Source organism: Micromonospora sp. AP08 (assembly GCF_008085935.1).
Taxonomy (GTDB): Bacteria; Actinomycetota; Actinomycetes; order Mycobacteriales; family Micromonosporaceae; genus Micromonospora; species Micromonospora chersina.
This window is the reverse complement of record NZ_VSEZ01000008.1, coordinates 275,771-295,225: the sequence shown is the minus strand read 5'-3', so window position 1 is coordinate 295,225 and position 19,455 is coordinate 275,771. Positions and strand designations below refer to the sequence as shown.

19 protein-coding genes are annotated in these 19,455 nt (G+C 74.3%); 18 read left to right on the top strand and 1 reads right to left on the bottom strand.

Features of this window, described 5'->3' with window-relative positions:
* Positions 1-25: 25 nt before the first annotated feature.
* Positions 26-250, bottom strand: coding sequence for a flavin reductase (locus FXF50_RS16665; protein WP_255510065.1), 225 nt, complete (start codon positions 248-250; stop codon positions 26-28).
* A gap of 291 nt (positions 251-541) precedes the next feature.
* Between FXF50_RS16665 and FXF50_RS16660 the strand changes: the two genes are divergently transcribed.
* From FXF50_RS16660 to FXF50_RS16575, 18 genes are all read left to right on the top strand, one after another.
* On the top strand, positions 542-1,345 hold the full coding sequence (locus tag FXF50_RS16660; protein ID WP_255510064.1) for a helix-turn-helix transcriptional regulator: 804 nt from the start codon (positions 542-544) through the stop codon (positions 1,343-1,345).
* The gene (locus FXF50_RS16655) at positions 1,336-1,527 is read left to right on the top strand and encodes a DUF397 domain-containing protein (protein WP_148428801.1); all 192 of its coding nucleotides are present in this window, start codon (positions 1,336-1,338) and stop codon (positions 1,525-1,527) included. Before FXF50_RS16660 ends, FXF50_RS16655 begins: the two co-directional genes overlap by 10 nt.
* A gap of 119 nt (positions 1,528-1,646) precedes the next feature.
* Positions 1,647-2,441: an ABC transporter permease gene (locus FXF50_RS16650; RefSeq protein WP_370464121.1), complete on the top strand. Its 795-nt coding sequence runs from the start codon at positions 1,647-1,649 to the stop codon at positions 2,439-2,441.
* Between the two features lie 12 nt (positions 2,442-2,453).
* Positions 2,454-3,263: an ABC transporter permease gene (locus FXF50_RS16645; protein WP_148428796.1), complete on the top strand. Its 810-nt coding sequence runs from the start codon at positions 2,454-2,456 to the stop codon at positions 3,261-3,263.
* Positions 3,264-3,290: 27 nt separating this feature from the next.
* Positions 3,291-4,343 carry a YihY/virulence factor BrkB family protein gene (locus tag FXF50_RS16640; RefSeq protein ID WP_370464116.1) on the top strand — a complete coding sequence of 351 codons (1,053 nt, stop codon included), beginning with the start codon at positions 3,291-3,293 and terminating at the stop codon, positions 4,341-4,343.
* Between the two features lie 242 nt (positions 4,344-4,585).
* Positions 4,586-5,764 carry an ROK family transcriptional regulator gene (locus tag FXF50_RS16635; RefSeq protein WP_148428794.1) on the top strand — a complete coding sequence of 393 codons (1,179 nt, stop codon included), beginning with the start codon at positions 4,586-4,588 and terminating at the stop codon, positions 5,762-5,764.
* 79 nt (positions 5,765-5,843) lie between these two features.
* Positions 5,844-7,406: a sugar ABC transporter ATP-binding protein gene (locus tag FXF50_RS16630; protein ID WP_148428792.1), complete on the top strand. Its 1,563-nt coding sequence runs from the start codon at positions 5,844-5,846 to the stop codon at positions 7,404-7,406.
* Positions 7,403-8,512, top strand: a complete 1,110-nt coding sequence (locus FXF50_RS16625) for an ABC transporter permease (RefSeq protein WP_148428790.1) — start codon at positions 7,403-7,405, stop codon at positions 8,510-8,512. The genes FXF50_RS16630 and FXF50_RS16625 overlap by 4 nt, the downstream gene beginning before the upstream one ends.
* A gap of 92 nt (positions 8,513-8,604) precedes the next feature.
* Positions 8,605-9,648, top strand: a complete 1,044-nt coding sequence (locus tag FXF50_RS16620; RefSeq protein WP_148428788.1) for a substrate-binding domain-containing protein — start codon at positions 8,605-8,607, stop codon at positions 9,646-9,648.
* A 20-nt stretch (positions 9,649-9,668) separates the two neighbouring features.
* The gene (locus FXF50_RS16615; protein ID WP_148428786.1) at positions 9,669-10,874 is read left to right on the top strand and encodes a Gfo/Idh/MocA family protein; all 1,206 of its coding nucleotides are present in this window, start codon (positions 9,669-9,671) and stop codon (positions 10,872-10,874) included.
* A gap of 257 nt (positions 10,875-11,131) precedes the next feature.
* A complete protein-coding gene (locus tag FXF50_RS16610) occupies positions 11,132-12,280 on the top strand; it encodes an inositol-3-phosphate synthase (protein ID WP_148428784.1) in 1,149 nt (382 codons plus the stop codon).
* A complete protein-coding gene (locus FXF50_RS16605) occupies positions 12,277-13,164 on the top strand; it encodes an SCO3242 family prenyltransferase (protein WP_148428782.1) in 888 nt (295 codons plus the stop codon). Before FXF50_RS16610 ends, FXF50_RS16605 begins: the two co-directional genes overlap by 4 nt.
* Positions 13,161-14,036, top strand: coding sequence for a sugar phosphate isomerase/epimerase (locus FXF50_RS16600; RefSeq protein ID WP_148428780.1), 876 nt, complete (start codon positions 13,161-13,163; stop codon positions 14,034-14,036). Before FXF50_RS16605 ends, FXF50_RS16600 begins: the two co-directional genes overlap by 4 nt.
* A 33-nt stretch (positions 14,037-14,069) precedes the next feature.
* Positions 14,070-14,690: an EboA domain-containing protein gene (locus FXF50_RS16595; RefSeq protein WP_148428778.1), complete on the top strand. Its 621-nt coding sequence runs from the start codon at positions 14,070-14,072 to the stop codon at positions 14,688-14,690.
* Positions 14,690-15,541, top strand: coding sequence for a TatD family hydrolase (locus FXF50_RS16590; RefSeq protein WP_148428776.1), 852 nt, complete (start codon positions 14,690-14,692; stop codon positions 15,539-15,541). Before FXF50_RS16595 ends, FXF50_RS16590 begins: the two co-directional genes overlap by 1 nt.
* Positions 15,541-16,728 (top strand): metabolite traffic protein EboE, encoded by a 1,188-nt coding sequence (eboE, locus tag FXF50_RS16585; protein WP_148428774.1) that lies wholly within the window; start codon positions 15,541-15,543, stop codon positions 16,726-16,728. Before FXF50_RS16590 ends, eboE begins: the two co-directional genes overlap by 1 nt.
* The gene (locus FXF50_RS16580) at positions 16,725-18,119 is read left to right on the top strand and encodes an alkaline phosphatase family protein (RefSeq protein ID WP_148428772.1); all 1,395 of its coding nucleotides are present in this window, start codon (positions 16,725-16,727) and stop codon (positions 18,117-18,119) included. Before eboE ends, FXF50_RS16580 begins: the two co-directional genes overlap by 4 nt.
* The gene (locus tag FXF50_RS16575) at positions 18,116-19,183 is read left to right on the top strand and encodes a polyprenyl synthetase family protein (RefSeq protein ID WP_148428770.1); all 1,068 of its coding nucleotides are present in this window, start codon (positions 18,116-18,118) and stop codon (positions 19,181-19,183) included. The genes FXF50_RS16580 and FXF50_RS16575 overlap by 4 nt, the downstream gene beginning before the upstream one ends.
* Positions 19,184-19,455 lie beyond the last annotated feature (272 nt).

The following is a 19,455-nucleotide window of genomic DNA, read 5'->3' as shown; positions in this document are numbered from 1 at the left end:
GGAGGTCGGCGTCGTGGAAGGGGCGTCAGCGTGCCCGGGCCCAGGTAAGGAAGCGGTCGGCCAGCCGCTGCGGCGCGTTCCGCCCATGCGCGTCGGTGAGGTCCGCCGTGGCCTCGCACAGCAGCGTGCCGAGGTAGACGAGCAGCGCGATCCGGTCCTCGCGATACTCGCCGAGCAGCGCCAGCCGGGCCGGCGAGCACGGCCACGGGGCCCCGCAGGCCCGGCAGCGCCAGGACGGTCGCGCCGCCACGTGCGGACGGTAGCGGGGCATCAGCGCACGCCCTCCTCGCCGCCGCGCGGCCTCGGGCGCCAGAACGTGGGTCGCATGGGATGGGGCCTCCGTCGTGGGAAGGGGGTGCCCGCGCACCTCGTCGTGCGCGGGCACCCCCGGCCTGGTTCCGCCCGCCGTCCGGTGCCCGTGAGCGGTTCCGCTGCGTGACAGTCTGGTGACCGGGCGACTACGGTGGGAGATCCCGCGCGCCGACGACCAGGGCGTACGGCGGCCGGCCCGGAGCGGTACGAGGATGTACGGAGGCTGTCCGTGGACCGTTCGTCCATGCTGGACCACTTCGCCGAGGAGTTGCGGCTCGCCCGAGCCAGCAGTGGCCTGTCCCAGAGCGCGCTGGCCGAGGCCCTGAGCTACTCCGGCGCGCTGGTGGCCAAGGTGGAGACGTGCGAGCGCCGGCCCGGCCTCGACTTCGCCCGCCGCTGCGACACGGTGTTCGGCACGGACGGGCGGTTCGAGCGGATCCAGCGGCGGATCAGCCGCGAGACGGTGGTGCCGTGGTTCCGCGACTGGGCGGGCATCGAGCAGGAGGCCACGGCGCTCCGCTGGTTCGAGCCGCTCTACATGCCGGGTCTGTTGCAGACCGAGGGCTACGCCCGCGCCGTGCTGGCCGGGGCCGGGTTGTTCGCGGCGAACGAGATCGACCAGCAGGTGACCGCGCGGCTCGACCGCCAGAGCGTCCTCACCCGCGACCGGCCACCGCTGTTCACGGCCGTCGTCGACGAGTACGTGCTGCGCCGCCGGGTCGGCGGGCCGGAGGTGATGCGCGAGCAGTTGGCCCACCTGGTCAAGCTCGGTCGCGCGCTGACGCGGGTCCGAATCCAGGTCGTGCCGCTCTCCGCCGGGGCCTACGCTGGGCTCGACGGCCCCTTCGTGATCGCCACCTCACCCGGCCGGGAGGATGTCGTCTACCTGGAGGGACAGCGCCACGGCCAGGTGGTGGACCGCGCCGAGTTCGTGCAGCAGATGGTCGAGGTGTGGGAGTCGATCCGCGGCGAGGCGCTGTCGCACCAGCAGTCCCTCGAATTGATCTCGGAAGTGGCGGAGACATGGACCTGACCGGCGCCGAGTGGCGCAAGAGCACCCGCAGCAACGGCAGCGGCGGCGCCTGTGTGGAGGTGGCCGGGAACCTTCCCGGCGTGGTCGCCGTACGCGATTCCAAGGACCCGACCGGTCCGGTGCTGGCGTTCGCCCCGGAGGCGTGGCGCGCGTTCGTCACGCGGGTCGCCGGCCGGCCGTAGCGGCCCGACCTCGCGGAAACCCCGGCGACACCGTCCGTCGCCCGTCGTAGGGTGACCGGCGGCCTGTCGTACCCGAGCGGTAGGAAGGGCGACATGCGCGGAGGACGGGGGTGGTCCAGGTGACCGTGGCGGAACGGGCCGGTCCGGGGCTGCCCCGCGTGCCGGCGCTGGCGGTGCTCTCCCACCACCTGGTCGGCTACCGCCGGACCTGGCGGGCGGGTGTCTTCTCGTCCTTCCTGCTGCCGGTGCTCACCGTGCTCGGCTTCGGCGTCGGGGTCGGCGCGTACGTGGACCAGGGCGTGGGCGGGGTGACCTACCTGGACTGGCTGGTGCCCGGCCTGATCGCCTCCACCGCCTTCCAGGTCGCCGTCGCCGAGTCGACCTGGCCGGTGCTCAGCAACTTCCGCTGGATCCGCACCTACCACGCGCAGGTCGCGGCGCCGCTGCGGACCGGCGACATCCTCGGCGGCCACCTCGCCTTCGTGCTGTTCCGGGTGCTCACCAGCACGGCGGCGTTCCTGCTGGTGACGGCGCTGTTCGGGGCGCTGCGCTCGCCCTGGGCGCTGACCGTCCTGCCGGTGAGCCTGCTGCTGGGCCTGGCGGTGGCCGCGCCGGTCTTCGCGTACGCCGCGGCGGTGCCGGGCGACAGCTACCTGGCCCTGCTGTTCCGGTTCGCGGTGATCCCGATGACCCTCTTCGCGGGCGTGTTCTTCCCGGTCTCGTCGCTGCCCGACGGGCTGCGCCAGTTCGCCTACGCGACCCCGCTCTGGCACGGGGTGGACCTGTGCCGGGCCGCGACGCTCGGCGTCGCTCCGGAGTGGTCGGTCACCGGTCACCTGCTCTACCTCGCCGTCTGGGCCGCCGTCGGCTGGTGGCTGGCCCGGCGCGTGTTCCACCGTCAGCTCGTCGTCTAGGGGAGGGGTGTCGTGGTCAATCTCGTCCTGCCCCGGCTGGTCAGCTTCGAGGGCGCGCCGCGTCGCTCGGCCTCGGTAACCGAGCGCAACCTCACGGCGCTGCGCAGCGCCTACTGGCTGGTGCTGCTCTCCGGCTTCCTGGAGCCGGTGCTCTACCTCTTCTCGATCGGCGTCGGGGTGGGCGCGCTGGTCGGTGACCTGCCCCTGCCCGGTGGTCAGGTGGTCTCCTACGCGGCGTTCGTGGCCCCGGCCATGCTCGCGTCGTCGGCCATGAGCGGGGCGCTGGCCGAGACCACCTTCAACTTCTTCGGGAAGATGAAGTACATGAAGCTGTACGACGGGGTCATCGCGACCCCGGTGCAGCCGTTCGAGATCGCCCTCGGCGAGCTGGGCTGGGCGATGATCCGGGGCGCCCTCTACTCGGCCGCGTTCCTGGTCCTCATGGTGACGATGGGCCTGACCAGCGCGGGCCGGGCCCTCGCCGCGTTCCCGGCGGCGGTGCTGGTCGGCTTCGCGTTCGGCGCGCTCGGCATGACGGTCTCCACGCTGATGCGCAGCTGGCAGGATTTCGACCTGATGGGGTCGGCCCAGTTCACCCTGTTCCTCTTCTCCGGCACGTTCGTCCCGGCCGAGGCCTACCCGGCGGTGCTGCGCTGGCTGGTCGAGGTGACCCCGCTCTACCGGTCGGTGCACCTGATCCGGGGCATCTGCGTGGGCGCGTCCGGCTGGTCCTGGCTGCTCGACGTGGCCTACCTGGTGGCGCTGACCGTCGTGATGCTCGCGGTCGCCTCCCGGCGGATGAGCAGGCTGTTGTACAAGTAGGTGGTTAACCGGCCCTCCCGTCGGGGCATGTCGTGGGACGACACCGACGACGAGGGAGGGGCGATGGCCACCGACGAGTCTTCCGCCCGGCACGGGCGCGACCGGACCGGGCCGGTCGGCCCGGACGAGGGGCCGGACAGCCCCACCGACCTGCCGGGCACGGGTTGGGTGGCGACGCTCAAGCGCACGGTCCGCGAGTTCCAGGACGACAGCCTGACCGACTGGGCCGCCGCCCTCACCTACTACGGCGTGCTGTCGATCTTCCCGGGAATGCTGGTGCTGGTCTCCGTGCTCGGCCTGCTCGGTGACAAGGCCACCGAGGGGGTCAAGGACACCGTGGACCAGGCGGTGCCGGAGGAGAGCGTCCAGAAGATCATCGAGAGCGCCATCGACCAGGCCGGCGCCTCCGGTGGCCTGGCCAGCCTCGCGGCGATCATCGGTCTGCTGGCCGCGTTCTGGTCCGCGTCCGGATACATCGGCGCCTTCATGCGCGCCTCGAACAGCATCTACGACGTGCCGGAGGGCCGGCCGATCTGGAAGACGCTGCCGATCCGGCTCGGCGTGACCGCGGTGATCGGCGTGATGCTGCTGATCAGCGCGGTGATCGTGGTCTTCACCGGTGGCCTCGCCGAGCAGGCGGGCAACGCCATCGGGCTGGGCTCGACCGCCGTCACGGTGTGGAACATCGCCAAGTGGCCGGTGCTGCTGGTGCTGGTCAGCCTGATGTTCGCGATCCTCTACTGGGCCTCGCCGAACGCCCGGCACGGCGGCTTCCGCTGGGTCAGCCCGGGCGGGATCCTGGCCGTGGTGATCTGGCTGGTCATCTCCGGTCTGTTCGCCCTCTACGTGGGCAACTTCGCCTCGTACAACAAGACCTACGGCGCGCTGGCCGGGGTGATCGTCTTCCTGGTCTGGCTCTGGCTCAGCAACATCGCCATCCTGCTCGGCGCGGAGTTCGACGCCGAGCTGGAACGCAGCCGCGCCATCGCGGCCGGGCACCCGGCCGACGAGGAGCCGTACGTCGAGCTGCGCGACGACCGCAAGCTGAAGAAGAAGCGCAACGCGGCCACCCGCCGCTGACCGCTCCGTTCCACCCCGCCGCCCCCGGCCGCGCTGTCCGCGCCGGGGGCGGCGGCGTATCCGGAACCGCTCACTCGGGCCGAGTTTCCATGATCCAATACCTGCTTTTGCTCGGATGGACAAAAGTTTGGCCCGGATGTGCCGAAGCTATGGACACGTGACCCGGAAGGCTCCTACTGTGTCGGACACGACACGTCGCCGTTGCGTCGATGTGAACGACTCCGATGCGGAGGTGAGTCCCGGTGCGGACGGTCGACCCCCTGCACGTACAGCTCCTGCGAACGCTCCGGGACGAGGGGGCGGTCTCCCGGGCCGAGCTGGGCGACCGGCTCCAGATGCCCCGCCCGCGCCTCCTCGCCGAGCTGGAACGCCTGGTCAACCTCGGTTACGTGGCCGAGGCCGGTCTGGCCGCCTCCCGGGGCGGCCGCCGCTCCACGCTTGTCGAGCTGAGCCCGCACCTGCGCTTCGCCGCCGTCGACCTGGGTGCCAGCTCGATCGACGTCGAGGTGGTGAACGGCCGGCTGGAGCCGGTGGCCGCCTACACCGAGCCCGCCGACATCCGGTCCGGCCCGAAGGTGACCCTCCAGCGGGTCAACGAGCTGCTGCACAAGGCCAGGGTGGACGGCGCGTACGAGCGGCTCGACGCCATCGGCATCGGCGTTCCCGGCCCGGTGAGCTTCCGCGACGGCGTCCCGGTCTCCCCGCCGATCATGCCGGGCTGGGACCGCTTCCCCGTGCGTGAGCTGCTCACCCGCGAGCACGGCTGCCCGGCGGTGGTCGACAACGACGTCAACATCATGGCGATCGGCGAGCGGCACGGCGGCGTCGCCCACTCGGTGGACGACTTCCTGTTCATCAAGATCGGCACCGGCATCGGCTGCGGCATCTACCTCAACGGCGAGGTCTACCGGGGCACCGACGGGTGCGCCGGCGACATCGGCCACATCCAGGTCGACCCGAACGGTCCGATGTGCTCCTGCGGCAACCTCGGCTGCCTGGAGGCGGTGTTCAGCGGGGCCGCGCTGGCCCGGGCGGCCACCGCCGCGGCCCGCGCCGAGGTGTCGCCCGCGCTCGCCGAGCGGCTCGCCGCCCGGGGCACGGTGACCGCGCTGGACGTGGCGCAGGGGGCGGTCGAGGGGGACGTCACCTGCATCCAGCTCATCCGCGACGGCGGCCGGCGGGTCGGCAGTGTGCTGGCCGGCCTGGTCAGCTTCACCAACCCGTCGATGATCGTGATCGGTGGCGGGCTCGCGCAGCTCGGCCACATCCTGCTCGCCGAGATCCGCAGCGTGGTCTACCGCCGCTCGCTGCCACTGGCCACCGGCAACCTGCCGGTCGTCCTCTCCGAGCTGGGTCCCCGCGCCGGCGTCGCCGGCGCCGCGGTGCTCGCCAGCGACCTCGCCTTCGGCGAAGCAGCGTGAGCGCGAGGAGAGAGCCGGGTCTGCGAGCCCCGCAGTCGCGAACGGAGCCGGCACAGTGACTCACAGCGAGGAGGCCGAGGTGACGAACGAACCGCTGGTCGAGGCGCCCGCCGACACCGTCGCGGGCGAGGTGGTGCTGCGCCTCACCGACGTGGTCAAGACCTTCCCCGGCGTACGCGCGCTGGACGGGGTCCAGCTGGAGGTGCGCGCCGGCGAGGTGCACTGCCTGCTCGGGCAGAACGGCGCCGGCAAGTCCACCCTCATCAAGGTGCTGGCCGGGGTGCACCGGCCGGACTCCGGCGAGGTGGTGTGGCGCGGCGAGCCCGCCGCCTTCGCCAACCCGCAGGCGGCCATGCGGGCCGGGATCGCCACCATCTACCAGGAACTCGACCTGGTCGAGGACCTGTCGGTGGCGGAGAACGCCTTCCTGGGCCACGAGCCGCGCCGCCTCGGCTTCGTCCGGCGCGGGCACATGGCCCGGCGGACCCGGCAGATCCTGGCCCGGCTCGGCCACCCGGAGATCCCGCCCGGGCGGCTGGTCCGGCACCTGCCGGCGGCCGGCAAGCAGATCGTCAGCATGGCGCGGGCGCTCTCCCACGAGGCCCGGCTCATCATCATGGACGAGCCGAGCGCCGTGCTGGCCCACGACGAGGTGGGCAACCTGTTCCGGATCATCCGGGAACTCACCGCGCAGGGCATCGCGGTCATCTACATCTCCCACCGGCTGGAGGAGATCCGCGAGATCGGCGACCGGGTGACCGTACTCAAGGACGGCCGGACCACCGCGGCCAACCTGCCGGCCCGCGACACGCCGACCCGCGACCTGGTCGCCCGGATGACCGGCCGGACCATCGAGTACGTCTTCCCGGACCGTCCCGCCGACGACCCCGCCGGCGAGGAACTGCTGCGGGTGGAGGGGCTGACCCGGCACGGCGAGTTCGCCGACGTCTCGCTCGACGTAGGCGCCGGGGAGATCGTCGGCATCGCCGGCCTGGTCGGCTCCGGCCGCTCGGAGCTGCTGGAGACGATCTACGGCGCCCGCCGGGCGCAGGCCGGCACGGTCCGGATGCGTGGGCGGACGCTGCGGCCGGGCAGCGTCGGCGCGGCGGTGCGGGCCGGCATGGGGATGGCTCCCGAGGAGCGCAAGAGCCAGGCGCTGCTGCTCGGTGAACCGATCTACCGCAACGTCACGTTGGCCACCTTCGGCCGGTACGCCCGCCTCGGCTTCACCGACGCCGGGCGGGAACGGGCCGCGGCGGACCGGATCGCCGCCTCGCTGGACCTGCGCCCCCGGGACGTCCGCCGGGCGGTGCGCACCCTCTCCGGCGGCAACCAGCAGAAGGTGGTGGTCGGCCGGTGGCTGCTCGGGAACACCCGGCTGCTGCTGCTCGACGAACCGACCCGGGGCGTGGACGTGGGCGCCCGGGCCGAGCTCTACCAGGTGATCCGGGAACTCGCCGCGCGGGGCGTCGGGGTGCTGCTGGTCTCCAGCGAGGTGCCCGAGGTGCTCGGCCTGGCCGACCGGGTGCTGGTGATGCGGGAGGGCCGGGTGGTCCGCGAGGCCCCGGCCGGCGAACTCGACGAGAACACCGTGCTCGACCTCGTCATGGCGGGGTCCCTCATGGAAGGCGCGCCAGCATGAGCGAGACGACACCCACCGCGGCGCCGGAGCGGGCGGCCGACCTGCCGGCCCAGTCGCCGCCGGTCGACCCGGCCGAGACCGCGAAGGCCGACGCGTCGGCCCGGCTCTCCTGGTGGCGCGGCGACGGCGGGGAGGGCGCCAAGCGCAACCTCGGCCTGCTGGCCACCCTGGTGGTGCTCGTGGTCATCGGCATCCTGACCCGGCCCGACCTCTACGGCGACGCGAGCTGGGTGTGGGGCAACACGCTCACCATCCTCAAGCTCGCCTCGGTGGTCGGCGTGGTCACGGTCGGGATGACCTTCGTGATCATCGGCGGCGGCATCGACCTCTCGGTCGGCGCGATCGTCGCGCTCGCCGGGGTCTGGTGCACCACGGTCGCCACCCAGAGCTACGGCGCCGGCGGCATGATCTTCAGCGCGCTCACCGTGGGGCTGGCCGTCGGCGTGGTCAACGGGCTGCTCATCTCGTACGGGCGGCTGGTGCCGTTCATCGCCACGCTGGCCATGATGGTCGCCGCCCGCGGCCTGGCCGCCGAGATCTCCGACAAGCAGACCCAGGTCTCCAACGACAGCTTCATCAACGGCATCGCCACCGTGAAGCTGCTCGGCATCCCGCTGCTGGTCTACATCCTCGCCGCGGTGGTGGCGGCCGGCTGGGTGCTGCTCAACCGGACCACCTTCGGCCGCCGCACGGTGGCCGTCGGCGGCAACCCCGAGGCGGCCCGGCTCGCCGGCATCAACGTCCGCCGGCACACCGTGCTGCTCTACGCGCTCTCCGGCCTCTGCTGCGGCATCGCCGCGATCATGCTGACGGCGCAGGCCACCTCCGCCCAGGCGGCGATGGCCAACCTCTACGAGCTGGACGCGATCGCCGCCGCGATCATCGGCGGCACGCTGCTCAGCGGCGGGCGGGGCACCATCATCGGCTCCCTGCTCGGGGTGGTCATCTTCTCCACGATCACGAACCTCTTCGCCATCAACGGCCTCTCCACCGAGGCCCAGAACATGGTCAAGGGCGGCATCATCGTCGTCGCCGTCCTGGTCCAGCAGGTGCAGTTCCGCAGCCTCTCCCAGTTCCTCGCCCGCAACCGCGCCACCACCACCTGATCCCACCGCGCCCGCCAGACCGCCGTCGCACCGACGGTGGTCCGGCCCGCCGCACCCGAAAACACCCCACCACCTCATTTCAGGAGGCCGTCATGACAAGTGACCTGTCACGCCGCCGGCTGCTCTTCGGCGGGGCCGCGCTCTCCGCCGGCGTGCTGCTCGCCGGCTGCACCAGCAACGAGCAGGCCCCCACCGCCGCCCAGACCAAGGCCGCGGCGACCGGCGCCAACCAGGAGCCGGGCAAGAAGGTGACCATCGGCTTCTCCGCCCCGGCCGCCGACCACGGCTGGATCGCCGCCATCACCAACAACGCCAAGGCGCAGGCCGGCGCGTACTCGGACGTGGAGCTGAAGAGCGTGGAGGCCGGCGCGGACGCGGCGGCCCAGCGCGCGGCGCTGTCCACCCTGATCTCCCAGAAGCCCGACGTGATCGTGCTGCTGCCGCACGACGGCAAGGAGCTCAACGCGTTCGGCCTGGAGGCCATGAAGGCGGGCATCCCGGTGGTCAACCTCGACCGGGCCTTCCCGGACGCCAAGGCCTACCGGCTCCAGATCAAGGGCGACAACTACGGCATGGGCGTCGCCGCCGCGACCTACATGATCGAGCAGTTCAAGGCCAAGGGCGTGAGCAACCCGGTGATCGGTGAGATCGCCGGCATGGACGAGCTGGAACTCACCCAGGAGCGGTCGAAGGGCTTCGCCGACACCCTGGCCCAGGCCGGGTTCAAGGTGGCCAACCGGCGGGCGGCGCGATTCACGGCCGACTCCGGCCAGCAGGAGGCGACCGGTCTCTTCCAGGCCCTGCCGAAGATCGACGCGCTCTGGAACCACGACGACGACCAGGGCATCGGCGTCCTCGCCGCGGTCAACCAGGCCAACCGCAAGGAGTTCTTCATGGTCGGCGGCGCCGGCTCGAAGAAGGCCATGGAGGACATCGCGGCCGACAACACGGTGCTCAAGGCCACCGTCACCTACAGCCCGTCGATGGCCTCCTCGGCCATCTCCCTGGCCCGCCTCATCGGCCAGAACAAGGGCATGTCCGACCTGGTCGAACTCCAGGTACCGAAGGAGATCGTCCTCGCCTCCGAGACGATCACCAAGGAGAACGCGAGCAGCTACCTGAAGCTCGGGTTCTGACACACGGGGGGAGACCCACCTTGTCCACTCACGACAACGTCCTGCGGGTCGGCATGGTCGGCTACGCGTTCATGGGCGCCGCGCACTCCCAGGCGTGGCGCACCGTGAACCGCGTGTACGACCTGCCGGCGCGGGTGCGGATGGCGCTCGTCTGCGGCCGGGACGAGCCGAAGGTGGCCGAGGCCGCCGACCGGCTCGGCTGGGACGGGCACACCACGGACTGGCGGCGGCTCGTCGAGTCCGACGAGATCGACGTGGTCGACATCTGCACACCGGGTGACAGCCACTGCGAGATCGCCCTCGCCGCGCTGGCCGCCGGCAAGCACGTCCTGTGCGAGAAGCCGCTGGCCAACACCGTCGAGGAGGCCCGGCAGATGACGGCCGCCGCCGCCCGGGCCCGGGCCGCCGGGGTACGCGCCATGTGCGGCTTCAACTACCGGCGGGTGCCCGCGGTCGCCCTGATGCGGCGGCTCGTCGCCGACGGGCGGCTCGGCGAGATCCGGCACGTCCGGGCGGTCTACCTCCAGGACTGGATCGTGGACCCGCAGTTCCCGCTGGTCTGGCGGTTGCAGAAGGACAGGGCGGGCTCCGGCGCGCTCGGCGACATCGGCGCGCACATCATCGACCTGACCCAGTACGTGACCGGGCAGCTCATCACCGGGGTCAGCGCGATCACCGAGACGTTCGTCAAGGAACGGCCGCTGCCGGCCGGGTCGAGCGGCCTGGCCGCGCAGGCCGACGGCAACGGCCGGGCGACCGGCCGGGTCACCGTGGACGACGCAGCGGTCTTCGTGGCCCGCCTCGACGGCGGCGCGCTCGCCACCTACGAGGCGACCCGGTTCGCGACCGGCCGCAAGAACGCCCTGCGTGTCGAGATCAACGGCTCGCTGGGCAGCGTGGTGTTCGACCTGGAACGCCTCAACGAACTGGAGTTCCTCGACGCCACCCGGCCCGCCGCCGAGCAGGGCTTCAGCCGGATCCTGGTGACCGAGCCGGAGCACCCGTACCTGTCGGCGTGGTGGCCGCCCGGCCACATCATCGGCTACGAGCACTCCTTCACCCACCAGATGCGCGACTTCGTCGAGGCCGTCGCCACCGGCGTCGATCCGGCGCCGTCGTTCGCCGACGCGTTGCAGGTCCAGCTCGTGCTCGACGCCGTGACCCGCTCCGCCGAGCGGGCCGCCTGGACGGAGGTGGAGCCCGCGCTGGCCGAGCTGGCCGCCTGACCGATCCGCCCCGCGGCGCGCCCGCGCGCCGCCCGACACGGCTGTCCACGCGGCGCCCCGCGCCGCCCGAAGGGCTTTCCGGCGCCGGCCGGCGAGGGCCCGCCGCGGTTGCGCCCCGCGGCGGGGACGAGGCCGGCCCCGGGGAGCGTGCCGCCGGAACCCTCGGCCGGCACGAACCAGCAGGCCGTCCGGTGCGGCCGGACCGGGATTCCCCGGCCGCACCGGCGGACCGGCCCGACGACGGGGAGGCAGGAATCATGCGTACGGGTGTCTGGCTGGTGGGAGCACGCGGCTCGGTCGCGACCACCAGCATCGTCGGGGCGCTCGCCCTGCGGGCCGGGCTCACCGGCCCGACCGGCTGTGTCACCGAGCTGCCCGAGCTGCGCGGGCCCGCCCTGCCGTCCTTCGCCGACCTGGTGTTCGGCGGACACGACGTGGTGGACACCCCGCTGCCCAAACGCGCCGAGGCGCTCGCCGCCGCCGGGGTGCTGCCCGGCCGGCTGGTCGACGCCCTGGCCGCTGAGCTGGCCGAGGTGGAGGCGGCGCTGCGTCCCGCACCCACCGGCGGCAGCCCGGCCGACCGGGTCGCCGCCGTGGCCCACGACCTGTCCGAGTTCCGCCGCCGGCACGCGCTCGACCGGGTGGTGGTGGTCAACGTCTCCGCCACCGAACCGGCGCCCGAGCCGCACCCGGCCCACCACGACCTCGCCGCGCTGCGGGCCGCGCTGGCCGGCCCCGCCGAGGTGCTGCCGCCCAGCTCGCGGTACGCGTACGCGGCGTTCACGGCCGGCTGCCCGTACGTGGACTTCACCCCGTCCACCGGCGCCCGGCTGCCCGCCCTGGCGGCGCTCGCGCAGGAGCGCGGCCTGCCGTACGCCGGGCACGACGGCAAGACCGGCGAGACCCTGGTCAAGTCGGTGCTCGCACCGATGTTCGCGCTGCGCCACCTGGCCGTACGCTCCTGGTCCGGGGTGAACCTGCTCGGCGGCGGCGACGGCGCCACGCTCGCCGAACCGGCCGCCAACGCGGCCAAGGTCGCCAGCAAGCAGCGGGTGCTCGGGGAGACCCTCGGCTACGTCCCGCAAGGCGACACCCGGATCGACCACGTGGCCGAGCTGGGCGACTTCAAGACCGCGTGGGACCTGGTCACCTTCGCCGGCTTCCTGGGCACCGGCATGCGGCTGGAGTTCACCTGGCACGGCTGCGACTCGGCGCTCGCCGCGCCGCTGGTGCTCGACCTGGCCCGGCTCACCGCCGCCGCGCACGCCGCCGGCCGCACCGGACCGCTGGCCGAGCTGGCCTTCTTCTTCAAGGACGGGATCGACGCGCCGACCCACGCGCTGGCCGAGCAGTGGACCCTGCTGCGGGAGTTCGTCGCCGGCCTGCACGCCGGGGCGGCCCGATGACCCGCCTCGCCGACCTCGCCGAGCTGGTCCGGGCGCCGGCCGCGCTCTCCGTGCCGGGGGACGTCCTGTCCGGCGCGGCGGCGGCCGGCGCGCTGGACCGGCGTACGCCCGCGCTGGCCGGAGCCTCGGTGCTGCTCTACTGGGCCGGGATGGCCGCCAACGACTGGGCGGACCGGCGGCTCGACGCCGTCGAGCGCCCCGAGCGGCCGATCCCCTCCGGCCGGATCCGCCCGGCCACCGCGCTCGGCGTCGCGGTCGGCCTGACCGCCGCCGGGCTCGCCGTGGCCGGCGCCGCCGGGGGCCGGCGCGCGACCGCCGTCGCGGTCCCCCTCGCCGCCACCATCTGGGGGTACGACCTGCTGGCCAAGAACACCGCCGCCGGCCCGGCCGTGATGGCCGCCTGCCGGGGGCTGGACGTGCTGCTCGGCGCGAGCGTCGGGCCGGCCCGGGGCCGTGGCGGGCGGGAGGCGCCGCCGGCCGCCCGCGGGCTGGTCCGGGCGCTGCCGGCCGCGCTGACCGTGGCCGCGCACACCTGGACCGTCACCGCACTGTCCCGCCGCGAGGTCTCCGGCGCCGACCGACGGCTGCCCCGGGCCACCCTGGCCGGGACCGCGCTGGTCGCGGCCACCGCGCTGGGCCGCCCCGACCCGGTGCCGGTGGCGCTGGCCGCCGGCTACGCCGGCCGGTACGGCGCCGCGCAGGCCCGGGTGCTCGCCGACCCGTCGCCGGCCCGGGTACGTGCCGCCGTCGGCGCCGGCATCACCGGCCTGCCCGCGTTGCAGGGCGCGCTGACCGCCCGGGCCGGCGCCCGGCTGCTCGGCCTCGCCGTCGCCGCGGCCGCCCCGCTCGGCCGCCGCCTGGCCCGACTGATCTCACCGACATGACCACCCTGCGGCGGGCGACGCTCGACCCGGCCGGGCTGCGATTCGGGTACGGCACCAACGGGTTCTCGAACCACCGGCTCGGCGACGCGCTCGCCGTCCTGGCCGACCTCGGCTACCAGGGCGTGGCGCTGACGTTGGACCACGACCACCTGGACCCGTTCACGCCGGGGCTGGCCCGGCGGGTGGCCGCCGTGCGCCGCCGGCTGGACGCGCTCGGCCTGGCCGTGGTGATCGAGACCGGGGCCCGCTACCTGCTCGACCCCTGGCACAAGCACGCGCCCACGCTGCTGCACGACGACCCCGCCCTGCGGATCGACTTCCTCCGCCGGGCCGCCCGGATCGGCGCGGACCTGGGCGCCGAGGCGGTCTCGTTCTGGGCCGGCGTCCGCCCGCCCGAGGTGCCGACGCCGCTCGCCTGGCAGCGCCTGGTGGCCGGCTGCGCCGCCGTCTGCGTCGAGGCCGAGGCGGCCGGCGTGCCGCTCGGCTTCGAGCCCGAGCCGGGCATGCTGGTCGAGGACATCGCCGGCTGGTTCCGGCTGCGGGAGGCGCTGGGCGCGCCGCCCGGCTTCGGGATCACCCTCGACATCGGACACTGCCGCTGCCTGGAGCCGCGGCCGGTGCCCGACTGCGTGACGGCGGTCGCCGAGCACCTGGTCAACGTGCAGATCGACGACATGCGCCGGGGCGTGCACGAGCACCTGGAATTCGGCGCGGGCGAGATCGACTTCCCGCCGGTGCTGGGCGCCCTCGCCGCCGCCGGCTACCGCGGCCTGGTGGCCGTGGAACTGCCCCGGCACTCCCACGCCGCCCCGGCCGTCGCCGCCCGCTCGCTCCACTTCCTCCACACCGCCGCCGGCAAAGGCGGTGGTTGAGCACCTGCCACCCGGCTCGAAAGGGGAGACGGCATGACACCCGACCGACTGCGCGCCGCGTTGCGGGGCGTACCCGATCCGCGGTGGCTGGACGCGGCCCTGCGCCGCGTCGCGACCGAGCCCGCGGCGATCCCGCGGCTGTTCGCCCTCGCCGCCCGGCGGTGCGGGCGGGGGCCGCTGCCCGACCCGCCCGGCTGGACCGTCGACGAGGCCGCCCGGACGCTGCTGCTCACCGCGCTCCCCGCCGACCACGCCGCGACGGCCGAGGCCCTCTACCGGCACGGCGACGCCGCCGAGAAACGCGCGGTGCTGCGCGCCCTGCCGCTGCTGCCGATCGGGGCGGAATGCGTGCCCCTGTTGCACGACGCGATCCGCACCAACGACACCCGGCTGGTGGCCGCCGCTCTCGGCCCGTACGCCCGGCACCTGGAGCAGCCGGCCTGGCGGCACGCGGTCCTCAAGTGCGTCTTCACCGGCGTGCCGCTGGCCGTCGTCGACGACCTCGACGGGCGGGCGGACGGCGAGCTGGCCGCGATGCTGGCCGCGCTCGCCGCGGAACGGACCGCCGCCGGCCGTGCCATGCCCGCCGACGCCACCGCCCTGCTCGACCGGCTCAGCGCCGGCTCGCACCCCACCACCGCCAGGGAGGCGTGATGCGCATCTTCGACCCGCACGTCCACATGACGTCCCGGACCACCGACGACTACGAGCGGATGGCCGCGGCCGGGGTCCGCGCCGTGGTGGAGCCGGCGTTCTGGCTGGGCCAGCCGCGCACCAGCGTGGACACGTTCGTCGACTACTTCGACTCGCTGATCGGCTGGGAGCCGTTCCGGGCCGGCCAGTTCGGCGTCCGGCACCACGCCACCGTGGCGCTCAACCCGAAGGAGGCCAACGACCCGCGCTGCCGCCCGGTGCTCGACCTGCTCCCGCGCTACCTGGACAAGGACGGCGTGGTGGCGGTCGGGGAGATCGGCTACGACTCGATGACCCCGGCCGAGGACGCCGCCTTCGCCGGCCAGCTCGCCCTGGCCGTGGCGCACGACCTGCCCGCCCTGGTGCACACCCCGCACCGGGACAAGGCGCGCGGCGTCGAGCGCACCCTCGCCGTGGTAGGCGAATCCGGCATCGAACCCGGACGGGTGCTGGTCGACCACCTCAACGAGGTCACCGTGAAGCTGGTCCGGGACACCGGCTGCTGGCTCGGCTTCTCGATCTATCCCGAGACGAAGATGTCGCCGCCGCGGATGGTCGAGCTGCTGCGGACGTACGGGACCGAGCGGATGCTGGTCAACTCGGCCGCCGACTGGGGGCGCTCCGACCCGCTGCTCACCCGGGCCACCGGGGAGGCCATGCTGCTCGCCGGCTTCAGCGAGGACGACGTGGACCGCGTGCTGTGGCGCAACCCGGTGGAGTTCTACGGCCAGTCCGGCCGGCTGGACCTCACCGACCTGGAGGGGGACGCCGCCACCTTCGCCGGCAACTCGATCCTGCGCGGAGGCGAGTGATGCGGCTGCGGCACGCCGACGGGACAACCGTCCACCTCGGCTACTGCACCAATGTCCACCCCGCCGAGGACCTGCCCGGGATCCTCGCCCAGCTCGACACCTACGCCGTCGCCGTCCGCCGGGCGCTCGACACCGACCGGCTGGGGCTGGGGCTCTGGCTGGCCGCCCCGGTGGCCGCCGTGCTCGCCGCCGACCCGGCGGCCCGCCGCCGGCTCCGGCACGAGCTGACCGTACGCGGGTTGGAGGTGGTCACCCTCAACGGCTTCCCGTACGCGGCGTTCCAGGCGCCGGTGGTCAAGGGCGCCGTCTACCACCCGGACTGGACCACGCCGGACCGGCTCGCGTACACCCTGGACCTGGCCCGGGTGCTGGCCGAGCTGCTCCCCGACGACGCGGCCCGCGGCTCGATCTCCACCCTGCCGCTGGCCTGGCGCACACCGTGGGACACCGGCCGGGCCGAGGCCGCCCGCCGCCGCCTCGACGCCCTCGCCGCCGGGCTGGCCGCGGTGGAGCGGGAGACCGGCCGCGGCGTCCGGGTCGGCTTCGAACCGGAACCGGGCTGTCTGGTGGAGTCCACGGGACAAGCACGCGAGGTATTGTCAGCCATGGATACCGACCGGCTCGGGATCTGCCTGGATCTCGCGCACCTCGCCTGCGCCTGGGAGGAGCCGGTCGAGGCCCTCGCGCGGCTGCGCGAGGCCGGGCTGCCGGTGGTCAAGGTGCAGGTCTCCGCCGCCGTCGAGGCGCCCGACCCGGCCGGCTCGGCCGAGGCGCTGCGCCGCTGGGTCGAGCCGCGCTTCCTGCACCAGACCCGTGCCGCGGGCTGCGCCGGCGCCGCCGACCCGGCCGACCCGGCGTACGCGGCCGACGACCTGGACGCCGCCCTCGACGCGCGGCTGCCCGGGGCGTGGCGGGTGCACTACCACGTGCCGCTGCACGCCCCGCCCGAACCGCCGCTGCGGTCCACCGTGCCCGTGCTGCGGGCCGCCCTCGCCGCGCTCTACGCCGGCCCGGTCGCCGGCTGCGACCACCTCGACGTCGAGACGTACACCTGGGGGGTGCTGCCGGCGGCGCGGCGGCCGCGCACCGACGCGGAGCTGGCCGCCGGCATCGCCGCCGAACTGGCCTTCGCCCGCGCCGAGCTGGTCGGCCTGGGCCTGGCCACCACGGCTGGGGTGCGCTCGTGAGCCGGCGGCTGGTGGTGCTCGACGTGGTGGGGCTGACCCCGCGGCTGCTGGCGCACATGCCCCGGCTGCGCGCGGTCGCCGAGGCCGGCTTCGCCGCCGAGCTGGGCACCGTGCTGCCGGCGGTGACCTGCTCGGTGCAGTCCACCTTCCTCACCGGCGAGCCTCCGTCCGGGCACGGGATCGTCGGCAACGGCTGGTACTTCCGCGACCTCGGCGAGGTGCTGCTCTGGCGGCAGCACAACGCCCTGGTGGGCGGGGAGAAGCTGTGGCAGGCCGCGCGCCGGGTCGAGCCCGGCTACCGGGTCGCCAACGTCTGCTGGTGGTACGCCATGGGCGCCGACGTGGACTGGACGGTCACCCCGCGCCCGGTCTACCACGCCGACGGGCGCAAGGAGCCGGACTGCTGGACCGACCCGCCCGAGCTGCACGACACCCTGACCGAGGCGCTCGGCACCTTCCCGCTGTTCACCTACTGGGGGCCGGGCGCCGGGCTGCCGTCGTCGGCCTGGATCTGCCGGGCCGCCGAGAAGATCCTGGCCGACCACGCGCCGGACCTCACCCTGGTCTACGTCCCGCACCTCGACTACGACCTGCAACGCTTCGGCCCGTCCTCGCCCCGGGCCGCCGCGGCGGCGGCCGAGCTGGACGCGGTGCTCGCGCCGCTGCTCGACGCCGCCCGGGAGCGGGACGCCACGGTGGTGGCGCTCTCCGAGTACGGCATCACCGACGTCTCCCGTCCGGTGGACGTCAACCGGATGCTGCGTGCCGAGGGGCTGCTGCGGGTCTACACGCAGGCCGGCATGGAGTACCTGGACCCGTGGACCTCGCGGGCCTTCGCGGTCGCCGACCACCAGGTGGCGCACGTCTACGTGCGGGACCCGGCCGACGTGCCCGCGGTGGCGAAGCTCTGCGCGGCGCTGCCCGGGGTGGCCGAGGTGCTGGACGCCGCCGGCCAGGCCGGGTACGGGCTGGACCATCCGCGCTCCGGCGAGCTGGTGCTGGTGGCCGAGCCGGACGCCTGGTTCACCTACTACTACTGGCTGGACGACGCCCACGCGCCCGACTTCGCCCGGCTCGTCGAGATCCACCGCAAGCCCGGCTACGACCCGGCCGAACTCTTCTTCGACCCGGCCGCGCCGGGTGCCGCGAAGCGCCGGGCCGCGGTCGCGTTGGCCCGCAAGAAGCTCGGGATGCGCTACCTCATGAGCGTGGTGGGGCTGGACGCCGGGGCCCGGGCGGTCCGCGGCTCCCACGGCCGGCTCCCCGCCGACCCGGCCGACGGGCCGCTGCTGCTCTGCTCCGACCCGGCCGCGGCCCGGGACCGGGTGGCCGCGACCGACGTGAAGGCGCTGCTGCTCCACCTGGCCGGACTGGCCCGGGGGGCCCCGTGACCGTGACCGTCGCACCGACCGACCCGGCCCTGCTGCGGGACCGCTTCGACGCGGCGCTCGCCGCGTTCCTCAGCGAGCGCGGGCCGGGTCGGCCGGACGACGGTACGGGGGCCGTGCACGCCGTGCTCCGCCGGTTCGTCCTGGCCGGCGGCAAGCGGCTGCGGCCCCTGTTCTGCTACTGGGGCTGGCGGGGCTTCGGCGGCCCCGACGGGACCCCCATCGTGGTGGCCGCGGCGGCGCTGGAGCTGTTCCACGCCTTCGCGCTGATCCACGACGACATCCTGGACCGCAGCGACCGCCGGCGTGGCGAGCCGACCGTGCACCGGGTCTTCGCCGACCGGCACGCCCGGGCCGGCTGGCGCGGCGACCCGGAGACGTACGGGCGGCAGGCGGCCCTGCTCTGCGGCGACCTCTGCGCCGCCTGGTCCGGGCAGATGTTCCACGGCTGCGGGCTGGACACCGAGCGGCTGCGCCGGGGCCACGCCCTGCTGGCCCGGATGCGGGCCGAGGTGATCGCGGGGGAGTACCTCGACGTGGTGGCCGCGGCCGGCGACGGCTCGGTGGCCAGCGCCCTCGCGGTGGTCCGGCTGAAGACGGCCCGCTACACGGTGACCCGCCCGGTGCAGGTGGGCGCCGCCCTGGCCGGGGCGGACCCGGAGGTGGTGGCGGCGCTGGCCGGGTTCGGCGACCCGCTTGGCGACGCCTTTCAGCTCCGTGACGACCTGCTCGGCGTCTTCGGCGACCCGGCGCTGACCGGCAAGTCCAACCTGGACGACCTGCGGGAGGGGAAGCCGACCGTGCTGCTGGCGCTGGCCCGGTCGCACGCCGGGCCGGCCGGGCTGGCGCGGCTGCGGGCGCTGGTCGGCGACCCGGCGCTGGGCCCGGCGGCCGCCGCCGAGGTGCGCGGCATCGTCGAGGCGTCCGGTGCCCGGGCGGCGGTCGAGCGCATGATCCGGTCGCGGGCCGACGCCGCCCTGGCCGCCCTGGACCGGCTGCCGCTGGCCGGCCCGGCCCGGGCGGCGCTGGCCGACCTGGCGGCCCGGGCCGTGGACCGCCGTCGCTGACGCCGACTTTTGTTGCAGATTGACGAAAGTCGTTCCGGAACCAACGGAAGCTATGGACAGTCGAATCGAAAGGTCTTAATGTCGTGCGCAAGCACGAAGCTGTTTCGTCGAGGTGAACCGCCGCAACCGACACCCTCGACGAGGTGACCGCCGACCGGCCGCAACCACCGGTGGTCACGGCCCACCGAGCCTCATCCGGCGGGCCCGGCGCAGCATCCCCGCACGGCATCCGGCGCGACGCGCGCCCGATCCTGGCTGCGCGCGTCAGGAAG